At 70.5% G+C, this 17,437-nt stretch carries 17 protein-coding genes and 1 pseudogene; 7 read left to right on the top strand and 11 right to left on the bottom strand.

Features of this window, described 5'->3' with window-relative positions:
- Positions 1–47 precede the first annotated feature (47 nt).
- Genes ACFC0D_RS07790 through ACFC0D_RS07800 form a run of 3 tightly spaced genes read right to left on the bottom strand, consistent with a single transcriptional unit; the run spans position 48 to position 4,068 of the window.
- Positions 48–635 carry a DUF2867 domain-containing protein gene (locus ACFC0D_RS07790; RefSeq protein ID WP_376432187.1) on the bottom strand — a complete coding sequence of 196 codons (588 nt, stop codon included), beginning with the start codon at positions 633–635 and terminating at the stop codon, positions 48–50.
- The gene (locus ACFC0D_RS07795) at positions 574–1,305 is read right to left on the bottom strand and encodes a TetR/AcrR family transcriptional regulator (RefSeq protein ID WP_376432189.1); all 732 of its coding nucleotides are present in this window, start codon (positions 1,303–1,305) and stop codon (positions 574–576) included. Before ACFC0D_RS07795 ends, ACFC0D_RS07790 begins: the two co-directional genes overlap by 62 nt.
- 9 nt (positions 1,306–1,314) lie before the next feature.
- Positions 1,315–4,068, bottom strand: a complete 2,754-nt coding sequence (locus ACFC0D_RS07800; RefSeq protein ID WP_376432191.1) for an FAD-binding and (Fe-S)-binding domain-containing protein — start codon at positions 4,066–4,068, stop codon at positions 1,315–1,317.
- A gap of 51 nt (positions 4,069–4,119) precedes the next feature.
- Here ACFC0D_RS07800 and serC point away from each other — a divergent pair, with 51 nt between their 5' ends.
- Complete coding sequence (serC, locus tag ACFC0D_RS07805) at positions 4,120–5,238, top strand: phosphoserine transaminase (RefSeq protein WP_376432193.1); 1,119 nt, start codon at positions 4,120–4,122, stop codon at positions 5,236–5,238.
- Positions 5,239–5,302: 64 nt separating this feature from the next.
- On the opposite strand, the gene ACFC0D_RS07810 is transcribed toward serC, so the two are convergent.
- The 3 genes from ACFC0D_RS07810 to ACFC0D_RS07820 all read right to left on the bottom strand — a co-directional run bounded on the left by ACFC0D_RS07810 (position 5,303) and on the right by ACFC0D_RS07820 (position 7,635).
- The gene (locus tag ACFC0D_RS07810) at positions 5,303–5,668 is read right to left on the bottom strand and encodes a hypothetical protein (RefSeq protein ID WP_376432195.1); all 366 of its coding nucleotides are present in this window, start codon (positions 5,666–5,668) and stop codon (positions 5,303–5,305) included.
- Between the two features lie 87 nt (positions 5,669–5,755).
- Positions 5,756–6,595, bottom strand: a complete 840-nt coding sequence (locus tag ACFC0D_RS07815) for an ABC transporter permease (protein WP_376432197.1) — start codon at positions 6,593–6,595, stop codon at positions 5,756–5,758.
- Positions 6,592–7,635 carry an ATP-binding cassette domain-containing protein gene (locus ACFC0D_RS07820; RefSeq protein WP_376432199.1) on the bottom strand — a complete coding sequence of 348 codons (1,044 nt, stop codon included), beginning with the start codon at positions 7,633–7,635 and terminating at the stop codon, positions 6,592–6,594. The genes ACFC0D_RS07815 and ACFC0D_RS07820 overlap by 4 nt, the downstream gene beginning before the upstream one ends.
- A gap of 77 nt (positions 7,636–7,712) precedes the next feature.
- On the opposite strand from ACFC0D_RS07820, the gene ACFC0D_RS07825 reads away from it, so the two are divergent.
- Positions 7,713–8,468, top strand: coding sequence for a TetR/AcrR family transcriptional regulator (locus ACFC0D_RS07825; RefSeq protein ID WP_376432201.1), 756 nt, complete (start codon positions 7,713–7,715; stop codon positions 8,466–8,468).
- Here the strand turns inward: ACFC0D_RS07825 and ACFC0D_RS07830 are convergent.
- Positions 8,434–9,414 carry a WD40 repeat domain-containing protein gene (locus tag ACFC0D_RS07830; RefSeq protein ID WP_376432203.1) on the bottom strand — a complete coding sequence of 327 codons (981 nt, stop codon included), beginning with the start codon at positions 9,412–9,414 and terminating at the stop codon, positions 8,434–8,436. The two genes, ACFC0D_RS07825 and ACFC0D_RS07830, sit on opposite strands and share 35 nt — an antisense overlap.
- Positions 9,415–9,492: 78 nt before the next feature.
- Between ACFC0D_RS07830 and ACFC0D_RS07835 the strand changes: the two genes are divergently transcribed.
- Both ACFC0D_RS07835 and ACFC0D_RS07840 read left to right on the top strand, forming a co-directional pair.
- Entirely contained in the window at positions 9,493–10,176 is a 684-nt protein-coding gene (locus ACFC0D_RS07835) for a GDSL-type esterase/lipase family protein (protein WP_376432205.1), read from the top strand.
- A 129-nt stretch (positions 10,177–10,305) separates the two neighbouring features.
- The gene (locus ACFC0D_RS07840; protein WP_376432207.1) at positions 10,306–10,824 is read left to right on the top strand and encodes a hypothetical protein; all 519 of its coding nucleotides are present in this window, start codon (positions 10,306–10,308) and stop codon (positions 10,822–10,824) included.
- An 84-nt stretch (positions 10,825–10,908) separates the two neighbouring features.
- Here ACFC0D_RS07840 and ACFC0D_RS07845 read toward each other — a convergent pair whose 3' ends face one another.
- Complete coding sequence (locus ACFC0D_RS07845; protein WP_376432209.1) at positions 10,909–11,379, bottom strand: carboxymuconolactone decarboxylase family protein; 471 nt, start codon at positions 11,377–11,379, stop codon at positions 10,909–10,911.
- Positions 11,380–11,458: 79 nt separating this feature from the next.
- Between ACFC0D_RS07845 and ACFC0D_RS07850 the strand changes: the two genes are divergently transcribed.
- On the top strand, positions 11,459–11,944 hold the full coding sequence (locus ACFC0D_RS07850) for a MarR family winged helix-turn-helix transcriptional regulator (RefSeq protein ID WP_376432211.1): 486 nt from the start codon (positions 11,459–11,461) through the stop codon (positions 11,942–11,944).
- Positions 11,945–12,053: 109 nt separating this feature from the next.
- Here ACFC0D_RS07850 and ACFC0D_RS07855 read toward each other — a convergent pair whose 3' ends face one another.
- Positions 12,054–13,046, bottom strand: coding sequence for an aldo/keto reductase (locus ACFC0D_RS07855; RefSeq protein WP_376432213.1), 993 nt, complete (start codon positions 13,044–13,046; stop codon positions 12,054–12,056).
- A gap of 202 nt (positions 13,047–13,248) precedes the next feature.
- Positions 13,249–14,895 (bottom strand): recombinase family protein, encoded by a 1,647-nt coding sequence (locus ACFC0D_RS07860; RefSeq protein WP_376432215.1) that lies wholly within the window; start codon positions 14,893–14,895, stop codon positions 13,249–13,251.
- Positions 14,896–15,038: 143 nt separating this feature from the next.
- Here ACFC0D_RS07860 and ACFC0D_RS07865 point away from each other — a divergent pair.
- Positions 15,039–15,332, top strand: a pseudogene (locus ACFC0D_RS07865) (aldo/keto reductase); the annotation flags it as partial.
- A 74-nt stretch (positions 15,333–15,406) separates the two neighbouring features.
- A complete protein-coding gene (locus tag ACFC0D_RS07870) occupies positions 15,407–16,003 on the top strand; it encodes an HD domain-containing protein (RefSeq protein ID WP_376432217.1) in 597 nt (198 codons plus the stop codon).
- A gap of 28 nt (positions 16,004–16,031) precedes the next feature.
- On the opposite strand, the gene ACFC0D_RS07875 is transcribed toward ACFC0D_RS07870, so the two are convergent.
- Positions 16,032–17,168, bottom strand: coding sequence for a phosphatidylserine/phosphatidylglycerophosphate/cardiolipin synthase family protein (locus ACFC0D_RS07875; protein WP_376432229.1), 1,137 nt, complete (start codon positions 17,166–17,168; stop codon positions 16,032–16,034).
- Positions 17,169–17,437: the final 269 nt, after the last annotated feature.

Consider the following 17,437-nt stretch of genomic DNA (forward strand, 5'->3'; position numbering starts at 1 on the left):
CAGTGGTGGTCCCGAGAGGAACGAGGCGGCCCGGCGAAATGTTCCCGTCAAGCCCGGGGCGCGGACGCACGCCACTCGCGCCCGATGTCGCGCATCAGCGGCGGGTAGACGATGAGGTGCCGGAAGGGGGCGATCGCGGCCATGTAGGCCTTGCCGAGAAGGCCGTTGGGCTTCACGAGGACGGCCATCTGACCCCGGTAGCCGCCCGCGCCGTCGGGGACCCAGCTCAGGTGCATCACTCCGTGCATGGTCCGGTTGGCCATCTCCGCCGCCCACTCGTCCTCCCTCAGATAGACGGAGGTGAAGGGCAGCAGGTCGAACTCGGGCCCGACCGGGCCGTCGCGGAGGTCCTGCGGCAGCCGGTCGCGCAGGGTCGGCACCCGGGAGCCGATGCCCTTCTCCTCGTCGTCCCAGCCGAGCAGCTTGCCGAGCTTCCAGCGGATCGCGAAGAGCAGGCGGGCGATCCGGGAGGAGTTGTCGCCCGTGTCGCCGGCGGCGAGGTTCCGTACCAGGCGCGGGAATTCGTCGGGGCCGCCGGGTGTGGGCAGCGCCCAGACGTCGTAGAGGCGGAAGTCAGGCGCTATCTCGTGGATCCGCCAGGGGCGGGACGTGTGCGCGGACGTGGGAAGTTCCATGATGTGCCTCCTGCGGTTCGTTCCGTACAGAGGAGTGCGTCGTGCGGGGGTCGAGCCCGAGGGCGCCGGCGACCGCGGCGACCACGAGTGACGCGTCGTCGGGCACCCGCCCGGCGAGGGCGATCGAGGTGCCTTCGAGCGCGCCGACATAGGCGAGCGCGACATCCCCGGCGGGGGGACCGGCGGGGATCGTCCCCGCCGCGCGTCCGGCCTCGATGTACCCGGTGCAGAGGTCGAGGAGTTGGCGGTAGCCCGTCTCCACCTGGTGTCCGATCGGATGGTCCTGTCCGGCGAACTCCAGGCGCAGCGCCACGGCCACGCGGGCGATGTCGCGCCGGCAGAAGACGGTGTGGGCACGGGCGAGCGTGAGCAGCGCCGCGAGCGGATCCGACTCCCGCTCGACGTGCCGCCCGACCTCGCGGTCCCACATCTCGAAGACCCACTCGGACACGGCGAGGGCGAGGTCCTGCTTGTCCTTGAACTGGTGGTAGAGCGCACCGCGCGTGTACCCGGCGTCCCTGGCCACCTGCTCCAGCACGAGGTTGCTGTACCCGTACCGGGACAGCCCCCGAGCAGCCGACTCCAGAAGCGCACCACGCGTCCGCTCCCGCCGCTCCGCCTGGGTCGAACGCCGGGGACGCGGAGAACCGGCCTGCTCACGTACATTCATGCATGTATGTTACTGCTCCCGCAGCGCCTCCGCCAGGACTTCCGCGACATGGCGGGCGCGACGGCCCGCCAGGTCGTCGATCTGGGTGCGGCAGGAGAAGCCGTCGGCCAGCAGGACCGCGTTGTCGTCCGACGCCCGGATCGCCGGGAGGAGTTGGTCCTCGGCGCAGGCCACCGAGACCTCGTAGTGGCCCGGTTCGAAGCCGAAGTTGCCCGCGAGGCCGCAGCAGCCTCCGCTCAACTCGCCGACCAGACCCATCCGTTCACGGAGCCGGCGGTCCGGGTCGTCGCCCAGGACCGCGTGCTGGTGGCAGTGGGTCTGGCCGGCCACCGGATGGTCGAGGCGCGGCGGTTCCCACTCGGGCGCGAACTCCTCCAGGGCCTCCGCGAAGGTCCGTACGGAGGACGCCAGCGTCCGGGCGCGCGGGTCGTCCGGGAGGAGTTCCGGGAGGTCGGTCCGCAGGGTCGCCGCGCAGGAGGGTTCGAGGACGACCACCGGATGGCCGAGCTTGGGCTCCATCACGTCGAGCGTCCTGCGCATCGTCTTCCGTGCCCGGTCCAGCTGCCCCGTCGACACATACGTCAGCCCGCAGCACACCCGCCCCGGCGGCAGCCCCACCCCCAGTCCGGCCGCGTGCAGCACCCGTACCGCCGAGCGGCCCACGTCGGGCGCCAGGTGGTTGGTGAACGTGTCCGGCCACAGCAGCACGTCCACGGCCTCCTCCAGCCGCGCCCCGAACCACGACACGAACGTCAGCGCCGCCACCCGCGGCAGCTTCCGCTCCGGAGTGACACCGGCGAACCGGGAGGGGAACATCCGCGCCACGTTCAGCGCCGGCCCGAACAGCCGCAGCCACTCCGGCAGCCGGCCCATCGTCAGATGCGAGCGCGGCCGCCGCCGGTCCGCGTAGTGGCGGTCCAGGAACTCCGCCTTGTACGCGGCCATGTCCACGCCCACCGGACAGTCGCTCCGGCACCCCTTGCACGACAGGCACAGGTCGAGGGCCTCCTTGACCTCCTCCGAGCGCCAGCCGTCCGTGATCACCTCGCCGAGCGCCATCTCGTGCAGCAGCCGCGCCCGGCCCCGCGTCGAGTGCTGCTCCTCCCCCGTCGCACGGTACGAAGGACACATCACCCCCGGTCCCGAAGTGGGCCCCTCCACCCGGCACTTGGCAACACCCACACAGCGCGCCACCTCCCGGCCCACCACCGGCAGCCCCTGGAAGCGCAGATTCGCGTCCATCGGCGCCGGGCGCACCAGCATCCCCGGGTTCAGACCGCCGTCCGGGTCCCACACGTCCTTCACCGCTCCGAAGAGCGACACCAACTCGGAGCCGTACATCTTCGGCAGCAGCTCCGCCCGCGCCTGCCCGTCCCCGTGCTCCCCCGACAGCGAGCCCCCGTGCGCGACCACGAGATCCGCCACCGCCTCCGAGAACTCCCGGAAGCGGCCCACCCCCGCCCCGGTGTAGAGGTCGAAGTCGATACGGACGTGGATGCAGCCGTCGCCGAAGTGGCCGTACGGAGTCCCCCGCAGACCGTGCTCGGCGAGGAGCGCACGGAACTCGCGCAGGTACGCGCCCAGCCGCGCCGGCGGCACCGCGCAGTCCTCCCACCCCGGCCAGGCATCCGCACCTCCCCCGGACTCCGCCGGGGAGGCACCCCCGGGCATCCGGGTCGCCGTGCCCGCCGCGTCCTCCCGGATCCGCCACAGCGCCCGCTGCCCCGCCGGGTCCGTCACCAGCGACGAGTCCAGCGCGTCCGCCGCCCGGACCAGTTCCCGCGCCGCCGCCTCCCCGTCCACCTCCACGAACAGCCAGGCGCCGCCGTGCGGCAGCCCGGAAGCGCCCCGCACCAGATCGGCCGCCATCCCCTCCACCGTCAACGGCCCGTACGGAAGCAGCCCCGCCGCCGCGTCGGCCGCCGCGCTCTCGTCCGCGTACCCGAGCACCACCAGGACCGGCGACGCGGGCAGCGGCACCAGCCGTACCGTCGCCTCCGTCAGCACCCCCAGCGTGCCCTCGCTGCCGCAGTACGAGCGGGCCACGTCCGCGCCCCGCTCCGGCAGCAGCGCGTCGAGCGCGTAGCCGGAGATCCGGCGCGGCAGCCCGGCCGGGTAGCCCGTCCGCAGCAGGGCGAGCCGCGGGTCCACCAGCTCACGCAGCCCCGCCGGAGCGCCCTGCCACTCCCGGCCGAGGCGCAGCCGTTCGCCCCCGTACGTCAGGACGTCGAGCCCCAGCACGTTGTCGGCGGTCGTACCCCACGCCACCGAGTGCGCCCCGCACGCGTTGTTCCCGATCATGCCGCCGAGGGTGCAGCGGCTGTGCGTCGACGGATCGGGGCCGAAGGTCAGCCCGTACGGGCGAACCGCGTCCCGCAGCCGGTCCAGGACCACCCCGGGCTGGACGACGGCCGTCCGTGCCTCGTGGTCGACGGAGACGACCGTCCGCATATGGCGTGTGAAGTCGAGCACGACGCCCGTGCCGGTCGCCTGGCCCGCGATCGACGTGCCGCCGCCCCGCGCGACCACCGGCACCCCGCGTTCGCGGCAGACGGACAGCACCGCCGCCACGTCCCCGGCGTCCCGGGGCGCGACCACACCCACCGGCACCCGGCGGTAGTTGGAGGCGTCCATCGTCATCAGGGCCCTGGCCGTGGCGCCGAAATCGACGTCTCCGGCCACGGCCGAGCGGAGGGCGGCCTCCAGCTCGGACAGCTCGTGGTGTTTTCGCACGAGGTCAGGATGTCTCACCTGTCGTCTCATCCGGCGGACATCGTTCCGCCGTGGCCCTTCCGACCGGATACGCTCCGCCTCGTGGCTGAGATCCAGATTCCCGCTGACATCAAGCCCGCCGACGGCCGTTTCGGCGCGGGCCCCTCCAAGGTGCGTACGGAGGCGCTGGACGCCCTGGCCGCGACCGGCACCTCCCTCCTCGGCACGTCCCACCGCCAGGCCCCGGTCAAGAACCTGGTCGGCGAGGTACGTGCCGGAGTGCGTGACCTCTTCTCGCTGCCCGAGGGTTACGAGGTGATCCTGGGCAACGGCGGCTCCACCGCCTTCTGGGACATCGCGACCCACGGGCTCATCGAGTCGAAGTCGCAGCACCTGAACTTCGGCGAGTTCTCCTCCAAGTTCGCGAAGGCCGCGAAGCTGGCCCCCTGGCTGGCCGAGCCGACCGTGATCTCCTCCGACCCGGGCACCCACCCGGAGCCGCAGGCCGAGGCGGGCGTCGACGTCTACGCGTTCACGCACAACGAGACCTCCACCGGTGTCGCGGCCCCGGTCAAGCGGGTCGCGGGCGCCGACGAGGGCGCGCTCGTCCTGGTCGACGCGACCTCCGGCGCGGGCGGCCTGCCGGTCGACATCACCGAGTCGGACGTCTACTACTTCGCCCCGCAGAAGTCCTTCGCCGCCGACGGCGGCCTGTGGCTGGCGGCGTTCTCGCCGGCCGCCCTGGAGCGCGCGGCCCGTATCCACGCGTCCGGCCGGCACATCCCGGAGTTCTTCTCCCTGCCGACGGCGATCGACAACTCGCTGAAGAACCAGACGTACAACACCCCGGCCCTCTCGACCCTCTTCCTGCTCAACGAGCAGCTGAAGTGGATCAACGGCCAGGGCGGTCTGGACTGGGCCGTGGCCCGGACGAAGGAGTCCTCCCAGGCGCTGTACGGCTGGGCCGAGGAGTCCAAGTACGCGACGCCGTTCGTGACCGACGCGGCGAAGCGTTCGCAGGTCATCGGCACGATCGACTTCTCCGAGGACGTCGACGCGGCGGCGGTCGCCAAGGCGCTGCGCGCCAACGGCATCGTGGACACCGAGCCGTACCGCAAGCTGGGCCGCAACCAGCTGCGGGTCGCGATGTTCCCGGCGATCGACCCGGCGGACGTGCGGGCTCTCACGGCCTGCATCGACTACGTGATCGAGAAGCTGTAACAGCCGGTCGTACGAAGGGCCCGGCACCGACCACGGTCGATGCCGGGCCTCGCGCGTTCTCCCCTCACCCCACCTGCGCCTTCACGTGGTCGACCACCGCGTTGAACTCGGCGGTCGGCGAGAACTCCACGACGTCGACGTCCTCCAGCGCCTCGGGGGCATGACCGGGTCCCCAGTAGTAGGCCTGGCCGGCCTCGTAGATCTCCTCGCCCGAAGCGGTCCGCACCCTGAGCCGGCCCTTGAGCAAGTAACCCCAGTGGGGGCACTGGCACAGGTCGCCTTCGAGGCCCTTGAGCGCGGGCGCCATGTCGGTGCCCTGGGGAAGGTGGATGAAGGCGACGGTCATGTCGCCCCCTGCCTCCTGCATCCGGAAGTCCAGACCGCCGCCTTCCATGGCGACCGGGGTGCCCTCACGGGTGAATCCCGTCATGATCCCTCCACGCCTCGTCGTTCCCGGCTCTCCTTCCAGTCTCGGCCTGGCGGCCCGCCGGGTCGACGCGGGGAGAGGAGCCGCAGGTCAGCGGCTGAGCCGCTGGAACCTGCGCACCGCCAGTGGCAGGAAGACCGCGGTCAGGAGCAGTGACCAGACGAACGCCATCAGGAGCGCGTGCTGCTCCACCCAGCTCCCGCCGCCCGCGCCCGGGTTGCCGAAGAGCTCGCGGGTGGCCGCGACCGTCGAGGAGATCGGGTTCCAGGCCGCTACGGGGGCCAGCCAGCTCGGCATCAGGGACGGGGCCACGTACACGCTGGAGATCATCGTGATCGGGAAGATCACCGCGTAGAGCGCGCCGGCGGTCTCCGTGTTCGGGACGATCAGCCCGCACCAGACGCCCACCCAGATCAGGCTGAAGCGCAGGAGCAGCAGCAGGGCGAAGGCGAGCAGCGTGCCGCCGACGCCGCCGTCCGAGGTCCAGCCGATGGCGAGGGCGGTGGCGGCGAGGATGGCGAGTTCGGCGGAGGCGACCAGCAGATCGGACAGGCCGCGGCCGGCGGTGACGGCGGAGGGGGCCATCGGCATGGACCGGAACCGGTCCATGACCCCCTTGCCGGAGTCGGAGACGACGGCGGTGGCGGTGTTCATGAGGCCGAAGGTCATCGTCATGGTGAACATCCCCGGCATGAGGAAGTCCTTGTAGTCGCCGCCCCCGGGCACCCGCATCGCGCTGCCGAAGACGAAGCCGTAGAGCAGGACGGAGACGATCGGGAAGCCGAGCTGCCAGAGGATGGCGACGGGCTGGCGGCGGTAGTTGAGCAGGGTACGGAGGACGAGGGTGGCGCAGTCGGCCATCGCCCAGTAGGCGCGGCCGCGAGTGGCGACCGGGGTCCTGGTCCGGTCCTCCGTGAAGGCGGTCGTCATGCGGCTTCGGCTCCTTGGGTGTCGGGGCGAACGGCGCCCGGTTCGTCGGTGGTGGCGTCGGCGCTCGGGCGGCCCGTCAGGGTCAGGAAGACGTCGTCCAGGCTGGGGCGCCGCAGGCCGAGGTCCTCGACGGCGATCCGCTCGTCCCGCAGGGTGCGCGCGACCTCGGTGAGGGCGGCGACCCGGTCGGTGACAGGGGCGTAGAGGCGCCGGTCGGCCTCGTCCACGGCGGGTTCGGCGGCCGCGACCCGGGCGAGGACCTTCCGTACGGCCGGCAGGTCGGCCGCCTCCGCGACCACCACCTCGATCCGGTCGCCGCCGACCCGGTCCTTCAGCCCGTCGGGGGTGTCGTCGGCGATGGCCCGGCCGTGGTCCATGACCGTGATCCGGGAGGCGAGCCGGTCGGCCTCGTCGAGGTACTGGGTGGTGAGCAGCACGGTCGTACCGCCGGCCACGAGGGCCCGGACGGCGTCCCAGACCTCACCGCGGCCGCGCGGGTCGAGGCCGGTGGTCGGCTCGTCGAGGAAGAGGACGTCGGGCGCCAGGATCATCGAGGCGGCCAGGTCGAGGCGGCGGCGCATCCCGCCGCTGTAGGTGCCCGCGTTCCGGTCGGCGGCCTCGGTGAGCTGGAAGCGGTCGAGGAGTTCGCCGGCGCGGGCACGGGCCCGACGTGCGCCCAGGTGGAAGAGACGGCCGAAGATCTCCAGGTTCTGCCGGCCGCTGATGCCCTCGTCCACGGCGGCGTACTGGCCGGCCAGGCCGATGCGGCCGCGGACGGCGCGCGGATCGCGGACCACGTCGATCCCGGCGACCTCGGCGCGGCCGCCGTCGGACTTCAGGAGCGTGGCGAGGACGCGTACGGCGGTGGTCTTGCCCGCGCCGTTGGGGCCGAGGAGGCCGTGGACCGTGCCGGGGCGGACGGCGAGGTCGAAGCCGTCGAGAGCGAGGGTGCTCGCGCGCCCCCGGCTGCCGCCCTTCTTCCCGCCCTTGCCGCCGTACCACTTGCGCAGGCCCTCGACGAGGACCGCGTGTTCGTACATGGGAATCCTCCACTCAGTGAAACTGAGTACACCGTACCCGATTCAGAGTACGGTGTACTCAGTTTTAAGGTGAGGCCATGAAGGACGCGACGACGAGCAGCCTGGAACTCCTGTGGGGCACGGGCGAACGCCCCAGCCGCGGCCCCAAGCCGGGCCTCACCCTCGACCGGATCGTCACGGCCGCGGTCGGCGTCGCCGACACGGAGGGGCTCGACGCCGTCTCCATGCGGCGCGTGGCGACGGAACTCGGCGTGGGGACGATGTCGCTCTACCGGTACGTCCCCGGCAAGACCGAGCTGCTCGACCTGATGCTGGACCGCGTCCAGGGCGAGTCCTTCGAGGACGGCCCGGAGATCCCCACCCACTGGCGCGACACCGTCGAGCAGCTCGCGCGCTCGTACCGCGAGCTGTACCAGGCCCACCCCTGGCTGCTCAGGGTCAACCAGGCACGCTCGGTCCTCGGGCCGAGCGCGCTGCGCGGCCTCGAGCTCTGCCTCTCCGGCCTGAAGGGACCGCACGGCATGGGACTGAGCGACCCCGAGACGATCGGGGTGATCATCTCCGTGCAGAGCTATGTCGCGGGCGTCGCCCGCATGGAGATCCAGGCCGCCGAGGCCGCGAAGGAGACGGGCGTCGACGACGAGGAGTTCTGGAGGGGCCAACAGCCCTTCCTCGAGCGGGCGATGGCCTCGGGCGACTACCCGCACATGGCGGCCCTCGCCGAGGACACCTTCTCCCGCGACTTCGACCACTTCGCCTTCGGGCTCGAACGCCTCCTCGACGGCTTCGAGGCGCTCGTCAGCGGCGGCGCAGGAGGCGCTTCCCGCCGATGACCAGGGCGGTCGCGACGCCGAGGACGATCACCCCGACGGTGAAGTTGCCGCGGTCCTCGGTGGTGGCGGACGCGTCGGCGCCCGGGGCCTTCGGCGGTGAGCCGGGGGCCGGGGTCGTGGGACTCGGGGCCGGGGACCGGTCCACGCGGACGACCTTGCTGTTCGCACCCTCCGAGCCGAACATCAGCGCCCTGCCGTCCTCGGTGTACGTCACCGACTCCGCCTGCCCCTGGAAGGGCGCCCCCACGCTCGCGCCCTCGTCACCGAGGCGGCCCTCCTTCCACACGTACTCCTTCGCGGTGAAGTAGCCGCGCAGCGTCAGCCGTTCGCCGTCGGGCGAGAAGGCTCCGTCGGTCACCCACGGCACGTCGTCGACGCGCCGGAAGACGTTCGTCCCCCCGGAGGAGAGCCGCTCCGGGCCCGCGTAGAGCCCACCGCCGTCCTGGTTCTTGCTGGCGATGTAGACCCGGCCCGTCTTCGGATGGACCATCAGCGCCTCGGCGTTGCGGGGCCCGTCCGCGTACTTCACGTCGTACTGCTTCGCCGTGACCGTCCGGTCCTTCAGCTGCTTCGGCTCGGGGAAGCGGTAGATCCAGACGTGGTCCCAGCTGCCGTCCTTGTTGTCGCCGATGTCGCCGACATAGATGTCGCCGTCCGGGCCGACGGCGATCGCCTCCATGTCGCGCGGCGTGCCGACGCCCTTCATGGTGAGGGTCGCCACCGTCTCGCCGGTACGGGAGTCGATGCCGTAGATCAGCGGGGAGTCCTGGTCGTTGTGCGTCCAGTAGACGCCCGGGTGGGCGTGACTGGCGGCGAGGCCGCTGGACTCGGTGATCCGGGGGTCCTTGATCGTGAAGTCCTGATCCGCCTCGGCGGCCACGGCGGGGCCGGCCGCCGTGAGCAGGACCAGGGCGGCGGCACCGGAGACGCGCAGAAGCGATCGCATGGACCAAGCCTGCCACGGGGCCGAGGGGTGGCCGGGATCACGTCGCAGGCGCCTCTCGGCCTCCGCGATGATGTGACCATGCGTTTTATGTTCGTCGGCGACAGCATGACCATCGGACGCGCCGGCGACTACACGTGGCGCTATCGGATGTGGCAGCACCTGGAGACCGTGCTGCCCGGGCGGTACGAGATCGTCGGGCCGCGCACCGAGCTGTACGACACCGGCGCCGACGCGCCCCTCTCGCACGACTACGCCGACCCGCACTTCCCCGCGCCCGCCCGGCGCCATCTGGCCGGCTGGGGCGAGGGCTGGCTGCACATGGCGCCGCTGATCGGCGAGGCGGTCGGCACGACCGGGGCGGACGTCCTGCTGGTCTCCCTCGGCCTGATCGACCTCGGCTTCTACACCAACAGCGACCAGACGGCCGAGAACACGCGCGCGTTCGTCGCCGCGGCCCGCGCGGCGAACCCGCACGTCAGGACCGTGGTCATGCCGGTCATCCCGAACGTGCGGGCCGAGTACGACGCGCCGTTCGCCGCCGAGTGCGAGCGCTTCAACGAGCTGCTCGCGAAGGCGGTCGCCGATCTGGACACCGCCGCGTCGCCGCTGCTGCTGGCGACGACCCCGGAGTCGTACGACATCCACGCGGACACCTACGACGGCACCCACCCGGGCCCGTCCGGCGAGCACAAACTGGCGGGCTCCTTCGCGGCGGCCATGCATCAGGCGTGGGGGCTGGGGTCCCTCTACCAGGCTCGCTGACAGCCGGGCGCGGGCGCTGACAGGCCCTCACGAACCCTGTCAGCGCACGGTCCGCGCGGTGTCAGCGCGGGTCGGCATCGTCTTCCTCGTCAGGAACGACGACACGCCGACCAGAAAGCAGGACCCACCATGAACGCCGACCTCGCCGCCCTCATGCAGCTGCTCATCGCCCTCGCCTTCGTCAGCATCCCGATCGTCCGCCACCGCTTCGGCCAGCCGGCCACGACCGCCGCGAAGGACGAGCTCACCCGCCAGGGCATACGGCCCGAGGTCCTGGAGGAGAACAACCTCAAGTTCGACGCGAGCGGCCACGAGACGTGGGCCCCGGTCTCGGTCGGCGTGATCATGGTCGCCCTGGCCGCGCTCAACGTCACCGGGAGCGACTGGGCCCAGATGCTGACCTGGATCTTCCAGTCGCTCGTCATCGTCATGAACGGCCTGATCCTCTACAGCAACCTGACCGCCGTCTCCGCCGTCCGCGCCGCCTTCCAGCGCAAGGGCGACCCGGAACTGGCCCGCGTCGACGTCCCGGCCTTCCTCAAGGCCGCCGAGAACGCCTTCCCGGGCTGGGTCCGGATCCAGCAGAACATCCGGCACGCCATCGTCTTCGGCGGCTCGGTCCTGGCGCTCGTCGCCGTCTCGCTCTGACTCCCCCCGGTGCCGGCCCGCACCCCCTCGGAACCTCCTCCCACCGGCCCTCCTCCCACCGACCCGCTCGTGACGGCCTCGCCGTCATGCCGAGCGGGTCAGTCGGTTCGCCAGGGTCGACAGGGTGTACGTGCCGATGCCGAGCACCACCTCCAGGGCGTTCTGCCGGGAGTACCCGGCGTCGAGGAACCGCGCCAGCTCCTCGTCGCTCACCGCCCCGGACGAGGCGAGGACCTGATGCGTGAACTGCCTGACGGACTCCAGCCGTTCCGGCCGCTCGGCCGGACCCAGCTTGGCCAGTTTGGTCTCGTGGATGCCGATGCACAGATGGCACTGATTGCGCTCGGCGACCGTCAGGATCACGGTCTCGCGGGAGTGCGGGTCGAGCGTCGTGGACTCGAACAGCGCACTCATCTTCAGGAAGCCGTCCAGCGCGTGCGGCGACTCGGCCATGCGGGCGACGGCCTGAGGGAGGTGGCCCCAGGCGGCGGACACGCTCTCCATGGAGCGACGTGAGGCGGCGGGGGCGGTCTCCACGGTGTGGTCGGTGAACAAGGCGGCTCCTGGGAGAAAGAGTAGAATCGACAACATGGTTGACCATGCGAACGAGAGAAACGTAAACCAGGTTGTCGATATGGGCAAGGGGGAATCCGTAGCGGGATTCGAGCTGCCGCTGCTCCTCTTCGCCGGCTTCCGCACCCTCATCGACCGGCTCCACGCCGAACTCGCCCGCCAGGGCCACCCCGACATGCGCCCCGCCCACGGCTTCGCCATGCAGGCCATCGGCGCGGGCGGCCCACGGGGTGCCACCGCGAGCGACATCGGACGCCGACTGGGCGTCTCCAAGCAGGCCGCGGGCAAGACCGTCGACCGCCTCCTCGCCGTCGGCTACGCCGAGCGCGCCGACGACCCGGCCGACGCCCGTCGCAAACTCGTCCGCCTCACCGCACGCGGCCACGACGCCCTGGCCCGCTCCGCCGCGATCTTCGACGAGCTCCACGCGGAATGGTGCGCCACCCTCGGCACCGAACGGGTACGGGACATGGAGACCGCGCTGCGCCAGGTCGTCCCCCCGGAGACCGCCTTCCGTCTCGATGCCGGAAGCTGGCTCGGCGGCTGAGGCCGACGAGCGCCCACCGAGCGCCTCTTGCGTTTGATGCACTGAGATACGCAGTAACCGCCGCCCCTCTGCTGAGAAGCGGCGGTCACGGACTCGGAGAACCCGCTGATCACCAGGCGAATGCCTCCGGAGACGGGCCCGGGCCCGGGAAGATCTCGTCGAGCGAGGTGAGGAGTTCCTCGCTCAGGTCCAGCTCTACGGCACGCAGCGCGGAGTCAAGCTGCTCGGCGGTACGTGGGCCGACGATCGGACCGGTCACGCCGGGGCGCGTGAGCAGCCAGGCCAGCGCCGTGTCACCGGGCTCCAGGCCGTGCTTGTCGAGCAGGTCCTCGTATGCCTGGATCTGGGCGCGTGCGGTGGGGTCGGCGAGAGTGTCGGCGACCCGGCCGGAGGCGCGGCGACCGCCTTCGACCTGCTTCTTGATGACACCGCCGAGCAGACCGCCCTGCAGCGGGGACCAGGGGATGACCCCGAGCCCGTACTCCTGCGCGGCCGGGATGACCTCCATCTCGGCGCGGCGCTCGGCGAGGTTGTAGAGGCACTGCTCGCTGACGAGGCCGATGGATCCGGAGCGGCGAGCCGCGATTTCATTCGCCTGGGCGATCTTGTAGCCGGGGAAGTTGGAGGATCCGACGTACAGGACCTTCCCCTGCTGAATCAGGACGTCGAGCGCCTGCCAGATCTCCTCGAAAGGAGTGTCCCGGTCGACGTGGTGGAACTGGTAGAGGTCGATGTAGTCGGTCTGCAGCCGCTTGAGGCTTGCGTCGACCGCGCGCCGGATGTTCAGCGCGGAGAGCTTGTCGTGGTTGGGCCAGGAGGGGCCGTCGCCGGCCATGTTGCCGTAGACCTTGGTGGCGAGGACGGTCTTGTCACGGCGGCCGTCGCCCTTGGCGAACCAGTTGCCGATGATCTCTTCGGTACGGCCTTTGTTCTCACCCCACCCATACACGTTGGCCGTATCCACGAAATTCAGTCCCGCGTCCAGCGCCGAATCCAGGATCGAGTGACTGGTGGGTTCGTCGGTCTGAGGTCCGAAGTTCATGGTGCCGAGCACCAGCCGACTGACCTTGAGTCCCGTGCGTCCGAGCTGCGTGTACTCCATGCTCCCCAAGCCAACCCCTTCGAGCCCGCTCAAGGCAAGCAGTACCTCCGGGGCCAGGTTGATACGCCCATGCACCTAGCCACGTGACCGCATAGACGTTCAGCAACTCTCCTCGTATTGCCGTACTCGATGCCCCAACCGGGGGTCGTTCCGGGCACGGGCAGGACCTTGTGATCGGACCCTGTCTTGCTCGCCCACGGTCCTAGCCGTGCGTCGCCGTGAACTTCCGTACGCGATCGCTGAAGTCCCGGGGAAACTCGATCTCGATGCGACCGATCCTCTGACACAACTTGCCCTCGTCGAGGGTGACGAGAGGCTTGTCGCCCATGCATGCACCCCGGATGTCCTCGATGTGTACAGTCGCCCTCAGCCCGGCGGAACGGAGTTCCTTGCCCTTCCCCTCATCAGTCGAGAGTTGCGCCCACCGCTCCCGATACGTCTCGCCGGTCGGGATCTCCTCCCAGGTGTCAGGCCGTGTGGGGAGGGAGATGAGCTGTTCTCGCTTCGCGTCCAAGCGCGCGTATGACTCCCGATACTCCTGCTTACCGGTCTCGGAGGAGTAGAGCCCGGCCTCCCGGTCCTCACGCAGTTCCGCCAGGGCGCGGGTCACTTTCTCGACGTCCTTCGTGTGATCGATACCGGGACGGAAAACTCGCCGGACGATCTCGATGTCTCCTGCTACACGCAGGAACTCACCCTCGATCGTGCTCTCAAGGAGAGCAGCGCTGATGCTCTTGTTCCCCGTGCTGCACGGCTTGTGGGTGATTCTGCTGGCGCAGCGGTAGTGGGGCCAGTTGTGGCCGGGAGCGCGGTACACCGGCTCACCGCAAGCGCAGAACGCCACCCTCAGCAGTGGGGAACCTCCCGTGCGGCTGCCGGACCTCTTGCTGGTGTTCTCCTCCAGCTTCTTGCTCGCGAGTTCCCAGTCCTCTTTGGAGATCAGCGGTTCCGCGCGCTGAAGCGGCAAACCGTCAGCACCAAGGAGGAGACGAGTCCGCCGCTCGGTCCGCCCATCGGAGAGAGTGACCTCTTCGGCCATCTCAACCTGTCCCAGGAGGGCCGGAGAACGAAGCAACTTCGCCAGGTTGCTGGAGGTCCATCGCGATCCCCTCGGCTCCTTGCCGCTCCGGATGCGCTGGGCATCGACGGAGGCCGGGGTCTTGGTGATGTCCTCGTTCAGCCATCGGCAGAGGCCGTTCGCGGACTCGCCACCGATGATCCTGCGCACGATCTCTCGCAGCGTCCCAGCGGTGTTCAGCCCGTACTCGTCGGGCACGAGCTTCCAGCCGTCGCCGGTCTCCGCCTTCTCCGGTCGGTAGCCGTACGGCACCTTGCCTCCGCGCCAGCGCCCTTCCTTCATCAGGTGCACATACGACGACTTGGCCCGCGCTTTGATGGCTTCGAGCTCTCCCTCCGCGAAGGAGGCGATGAGTTGGAACAGCATGCGCCCCATGGGGGACGACAGGTCGATGTCCCCCTCGGCCGTGGCGATCTGCTTGCCCGTTCGGTCACACCACTCCGCGAGTACGCTGACGTGGATCACCCGACGGGACAACCGGTCGAGCTTCCACGCGCAGATGATGTCGAACTCCTCAGCGCGGGACTCCTCCCACGCCAGGCGGTGCTCGATTTCGCTGACGTCCTTGCCGATCGTCGACGGCAGCCACTTGCCGAACTCCGGACGTTTCCACGGTTCGATGCCGCCGGACACGTCGACGTCCTCGACCCACCCGACGATGACGTGTCCGCTCCCGTCCGCCCATCGCTGGATCGATGCCTTCTGACAGACGACCGATGTGCTCTCGTCGCTCTCCCTCGACAGGCGAACTACCCCTAGAACCCTTGCCACTTCGGCACCTCTCTCCCCAGTCCGTAAGGCGAAGCTAGACAAAGTCCACATTTATGTCAAAATGAATTCTTCGACACGTCCAATGCGTACGGGTGGGGTGAGAACAGGGGCCGCACCGAGGAGATCACCGGCAGCGTCCCCCAGGGCGGCGCGCCTCCGGTCGGACCGCCGAGGCGCTGACCGACACCGCGGTCCGGGCGCAGATCCAGGCGTACGAGGACCTCCTCGACAAGCACGGCCTGGAGCCCGGCGAGACGGCCCTGGCGTGGCTGCTGACCCGCCCCGGTGTGACGGGCCCGATCGTCGGCCCGCGCACGTCCGAGCAGCTGGAAAGCGCCCTGCGCGCACTGGAACTGGAGCTGGGTGAAGAGCTGTTGACCTCGCTCGACGAGATCTTCCCGGGCCCGGGCCCGTCCCCGGAGGCCTTCGCCTGGTGAGTGCGGAGAACCGTGCGTGAACGGCCGTCGCCCCGCCGCCGGGGCGACGGCCGGCACAGGCGATACTCGCGTCCATGACATTCGACGCGATCAAGATGCCCGACACCCCGGCCTGCGCGACCGCCCTGGAAGTGGCCACCGCCTACTGCTCCCCGGCGCTGCTCAACCACTCGATCAGGGCCTATGTGTGGGCTGCCGCGTACGGCACGGAGCAGGGCATCGACTTCGATCCCGAGCTGCTGTACGTGGCGGCGATGTTCCACGACATCGCCCTGATGCCGGAGTTCGACAGCCACACCGTGGGCTTCGACAACGCCAGCGGGCACGTGGCGTGGGTCTTCGCCGCCGGGGCCGGCTGGCCGCAGGCGCGGCGGCAGCGTCTGGTCGAGGCGGTGGTCGCCCACATGCTCGACGAGGTCGACGTGACGGCCGACCCGGAGGGCTTCCTGCTCGAGCGCTCCACCAGCCTGGACATCTCGGGCCGCTACATGGACGACTTCTCGGACGCGTTCAAGGCGGAGGTGCTGGAGGCCTACCCCCGTCTCGGTATCGCGGAGGAGTTCCTCGGCTGCTTCCGCGACCAGGCGGAGCGCAAGCCGGAGAGCTCCGCCGCGGCGGCGATCCGCAACGACATCGCCCAGCGGATCCTCACGAACGCGCTCGACGCCTGACTCCCGGAAGGCCGGAAGGCGGCGGCGTCTAGAGGAAGCGGCGGATCGGGACCACCGACTGTTCCGCCAGCCGCTGGAGCGGCGAACGAGCGGACCAGGCGGTGGCGTCGACGCACTCGCTGAGGGTGCGGTCCTGGTCGAAGTGGCCGTCCAGAGTGGCGGTCAGCTCCTCGTCCAGGACCGCGAGCACGACCTCCTCGTCGTGGTCGAGGGAGCGCCGGTTGAAGTTGGCCGAGCCGACGAGGGAGAGCGTGCCGTCCATGGTGAGCACCTTGGCGTGCATCATCGACGGCCCGTACTCCCAGATCCGTACGCCGGCGTCGAGCAGGCCCGCGTAGAGGCGCTGCCCGGCCAGCCGGCACACGGGCTTGTCGGTGTGCCGGCCGGGCACGAGGATCTCCACCTCGACACCGCGCCGGGCGGCGGCCTTGAGCAGCTCGGCGAAGTACGCGTCGGGGGCGAAGTAGGCCGTGGTCAGCCGGATCCTGGTCTCCGCCGATTCGAGGACCACCCGCAGCAGCGTACGGACGTCCTGCCAGCCGACGCTCGCCGAGCCCCGGACCACCTGGACGACGGCCCGCCCCTCCGGCCGGTGCTCGACGAACCGGTCCCGGTCGTCGAAGAGGGTGTCGTGGCACTCGGCCCAGTTCTGGACGAACGCGGCGGCTATGCCGTCGACGGCGGGTCCGCGCACCCGGAAGTGCGTCTCGCGCCATTCGGCCTCGTGCCGCGCGTCGCCGGACCACTCCTCGGCGATGCCCACCCCACCGGTGAACGCGGTCGTCTCGTCGACGACGAGCACCTTGCGGTGACAGCGGTGGTTCTGCTTGAACGGCGACAGCCACAACGGTCTTCGGAACCAGGCCACATGGACCCCGGCCCGGGCCATCGCGTCCAGCAGGTCCTGTTCGATGAGCCGGCTGCCGAAGCCGTCGAGCAGCAGCCGTACCCGGACGCCGGCCCGGGCGCGGTCCGCGAGCGCGGCCGCGAACTCGCGGGCGATCGCACCCCGCCAGTACACGAAGGTCATCATGTCGACGGTCCGGCGGGCCGAGCGGATGCTCGCCAGCATCGCCGAGAAGATCTCGTCGCCGTTGCGCAGCGGCAGCAGGGCGTTGAGTTCGGTGGCCGGGGTGCCGATCAGTCGCTCCAGGCGGCGCCGCATCCGCGCCGCGCGCTCGCCGACGGGCGGCGCGTCCCGGTGCGCACCGGACGCGGCACCGGCTGCGTGGCCACCGGACACGGCGCCGGTTCCGGCACCTGATCCGGCGCACACCGCAGGCAGGTCCTGGGCCGTCGACATGGGCTTCTCCTGGGCGATGCGGCGCCGGGGGCCCCCGGGGGGGGGCCGGGGGGGGGGGGGGGGTTAAAAAAAAAAAAAACCCCCCCAAACCCAAAAAATAGGAGATTGAAGGGAGGGGGGTGAAAAAGTGG

The sequence above is a fragment of the Streptomyces sp. NPDC056222 genome (assembly GCF_042264065.1).
Taxonomy (GTDB): Bacteria; Actinomycetota; Actinomycetes; order Streptomycetales; family Streptomycetaceae; genus Streptomyces.

What these genes read in the sequence shown, in the direction of transcription:
- ACFC0D_RS07855 (WP_376432213.1), bottom strand. Translation starts at nt 13,046, where the DNA reads ATGGAGTACACGCAGCTCGGACGCACGGGACTCAAGGTCAGTCGGCTG.
- ACFC0D_RS07800 (WP_376432191.1), bottom strand. Translation starts at nt 4,068, where the DNA reads ATGAGACGACAGGTGAGACATCCTGACCTCGTGCGAAAACACCACGAG.
- ACFC0D_RS07830 (WP_376432203.1), bottom strand. Translation starts at nt 9,414, where the DNA reads ATGCGATCGCTTCTGCGCGTCTCCGGTGCCGCCGCCCTGGTCCTGCTC.
- ACFC0D_RS07840 (WP_376432207.1), top strand. Translation starts at nt 10,306, where the DNA reads ATGAACGCCGACCTCGCCGCCCTCATGCAGCTGCTCATCGCCCTCGCC.
- ACFC0D_RS07810 (WP_376432195.1), bottom strand. Translation starts at nt 5,668, where the DNA reads ATGACGGGATTCACCCGTGAGGGCACCCCGGTCGCCATGGAAGGCGGC.
- ACFC0D_RS07850 (WP_376432211.1), top strand. Translation starts at nt 11,459, where the DNA reads ATGGGCAAGGGGGAATCCGTAGCGGGATTCGAGCTGCCGCTGCTCCTC.
- ACFC0D_RS07820 (WP_376432199.1), bottom strand. Translation starts at nt 7,635, where the DNA reads ATGTACGAACACGCGGTCCTCGTCGAGGGCCTGCGCAAGTGGTACGGC.
- ACFC0D_RS07870 (WP_376432217.1), top strand. Translation starts at nt 15,407, where the DNA reads ATGACATTCGACGCGATCAAGATGCCCGACACCCCGGCCTGCGCGACC.
- ACFC0D_RS07825 (WP_376432201.1), top strand. Translation starts at nt 7,713, where the DNA reads ATGAAGGACGCGACGACGAGCAGCCTGGAACTCCTGTGGGGCACGGGC.
- ACFC0D_RS07795 (WP_376432189.1), bottom strand. Translation starts at nt 1,305, where the DNA reads ATGAATGTACGTGAGCAGGCCGGTTCTCCGCGTCCCCGGCGTTCGACC.
- ACFC0D_RS07875 (WP_376432229.1), bottom strand. Translation starts at nt 17,168, where the DNA reads ATGCGGCGCCGCCTGGAGCGACTGATCGGCACCCCGGCCACCGAACTC.
- ACFC0D_RS07815 (WP_376432197.1), bottom strand. Translation starts at nt 6,595, where the DNA reads ATGACGACCGCCTTCACGGAGGACCGGACCAGGACCCCGGTCGCCACT.
- ACFC0D_RS07835 (WP_376432205.1), top strand. Translation starts at nt 9,493, where the DNA reads ATGCGTTTTATGTTCGTCGGCGACAGCATGACCATCGGACGCGCCGGC.
- ACFC0D_RS07790 (WP_376432187.1), bottom strand. Translation starts at nt 635, where the DNA reads ATGGAACTTCCCACGTCCGCGCACACGTCCCGCCCCTGGCGGATCCAC.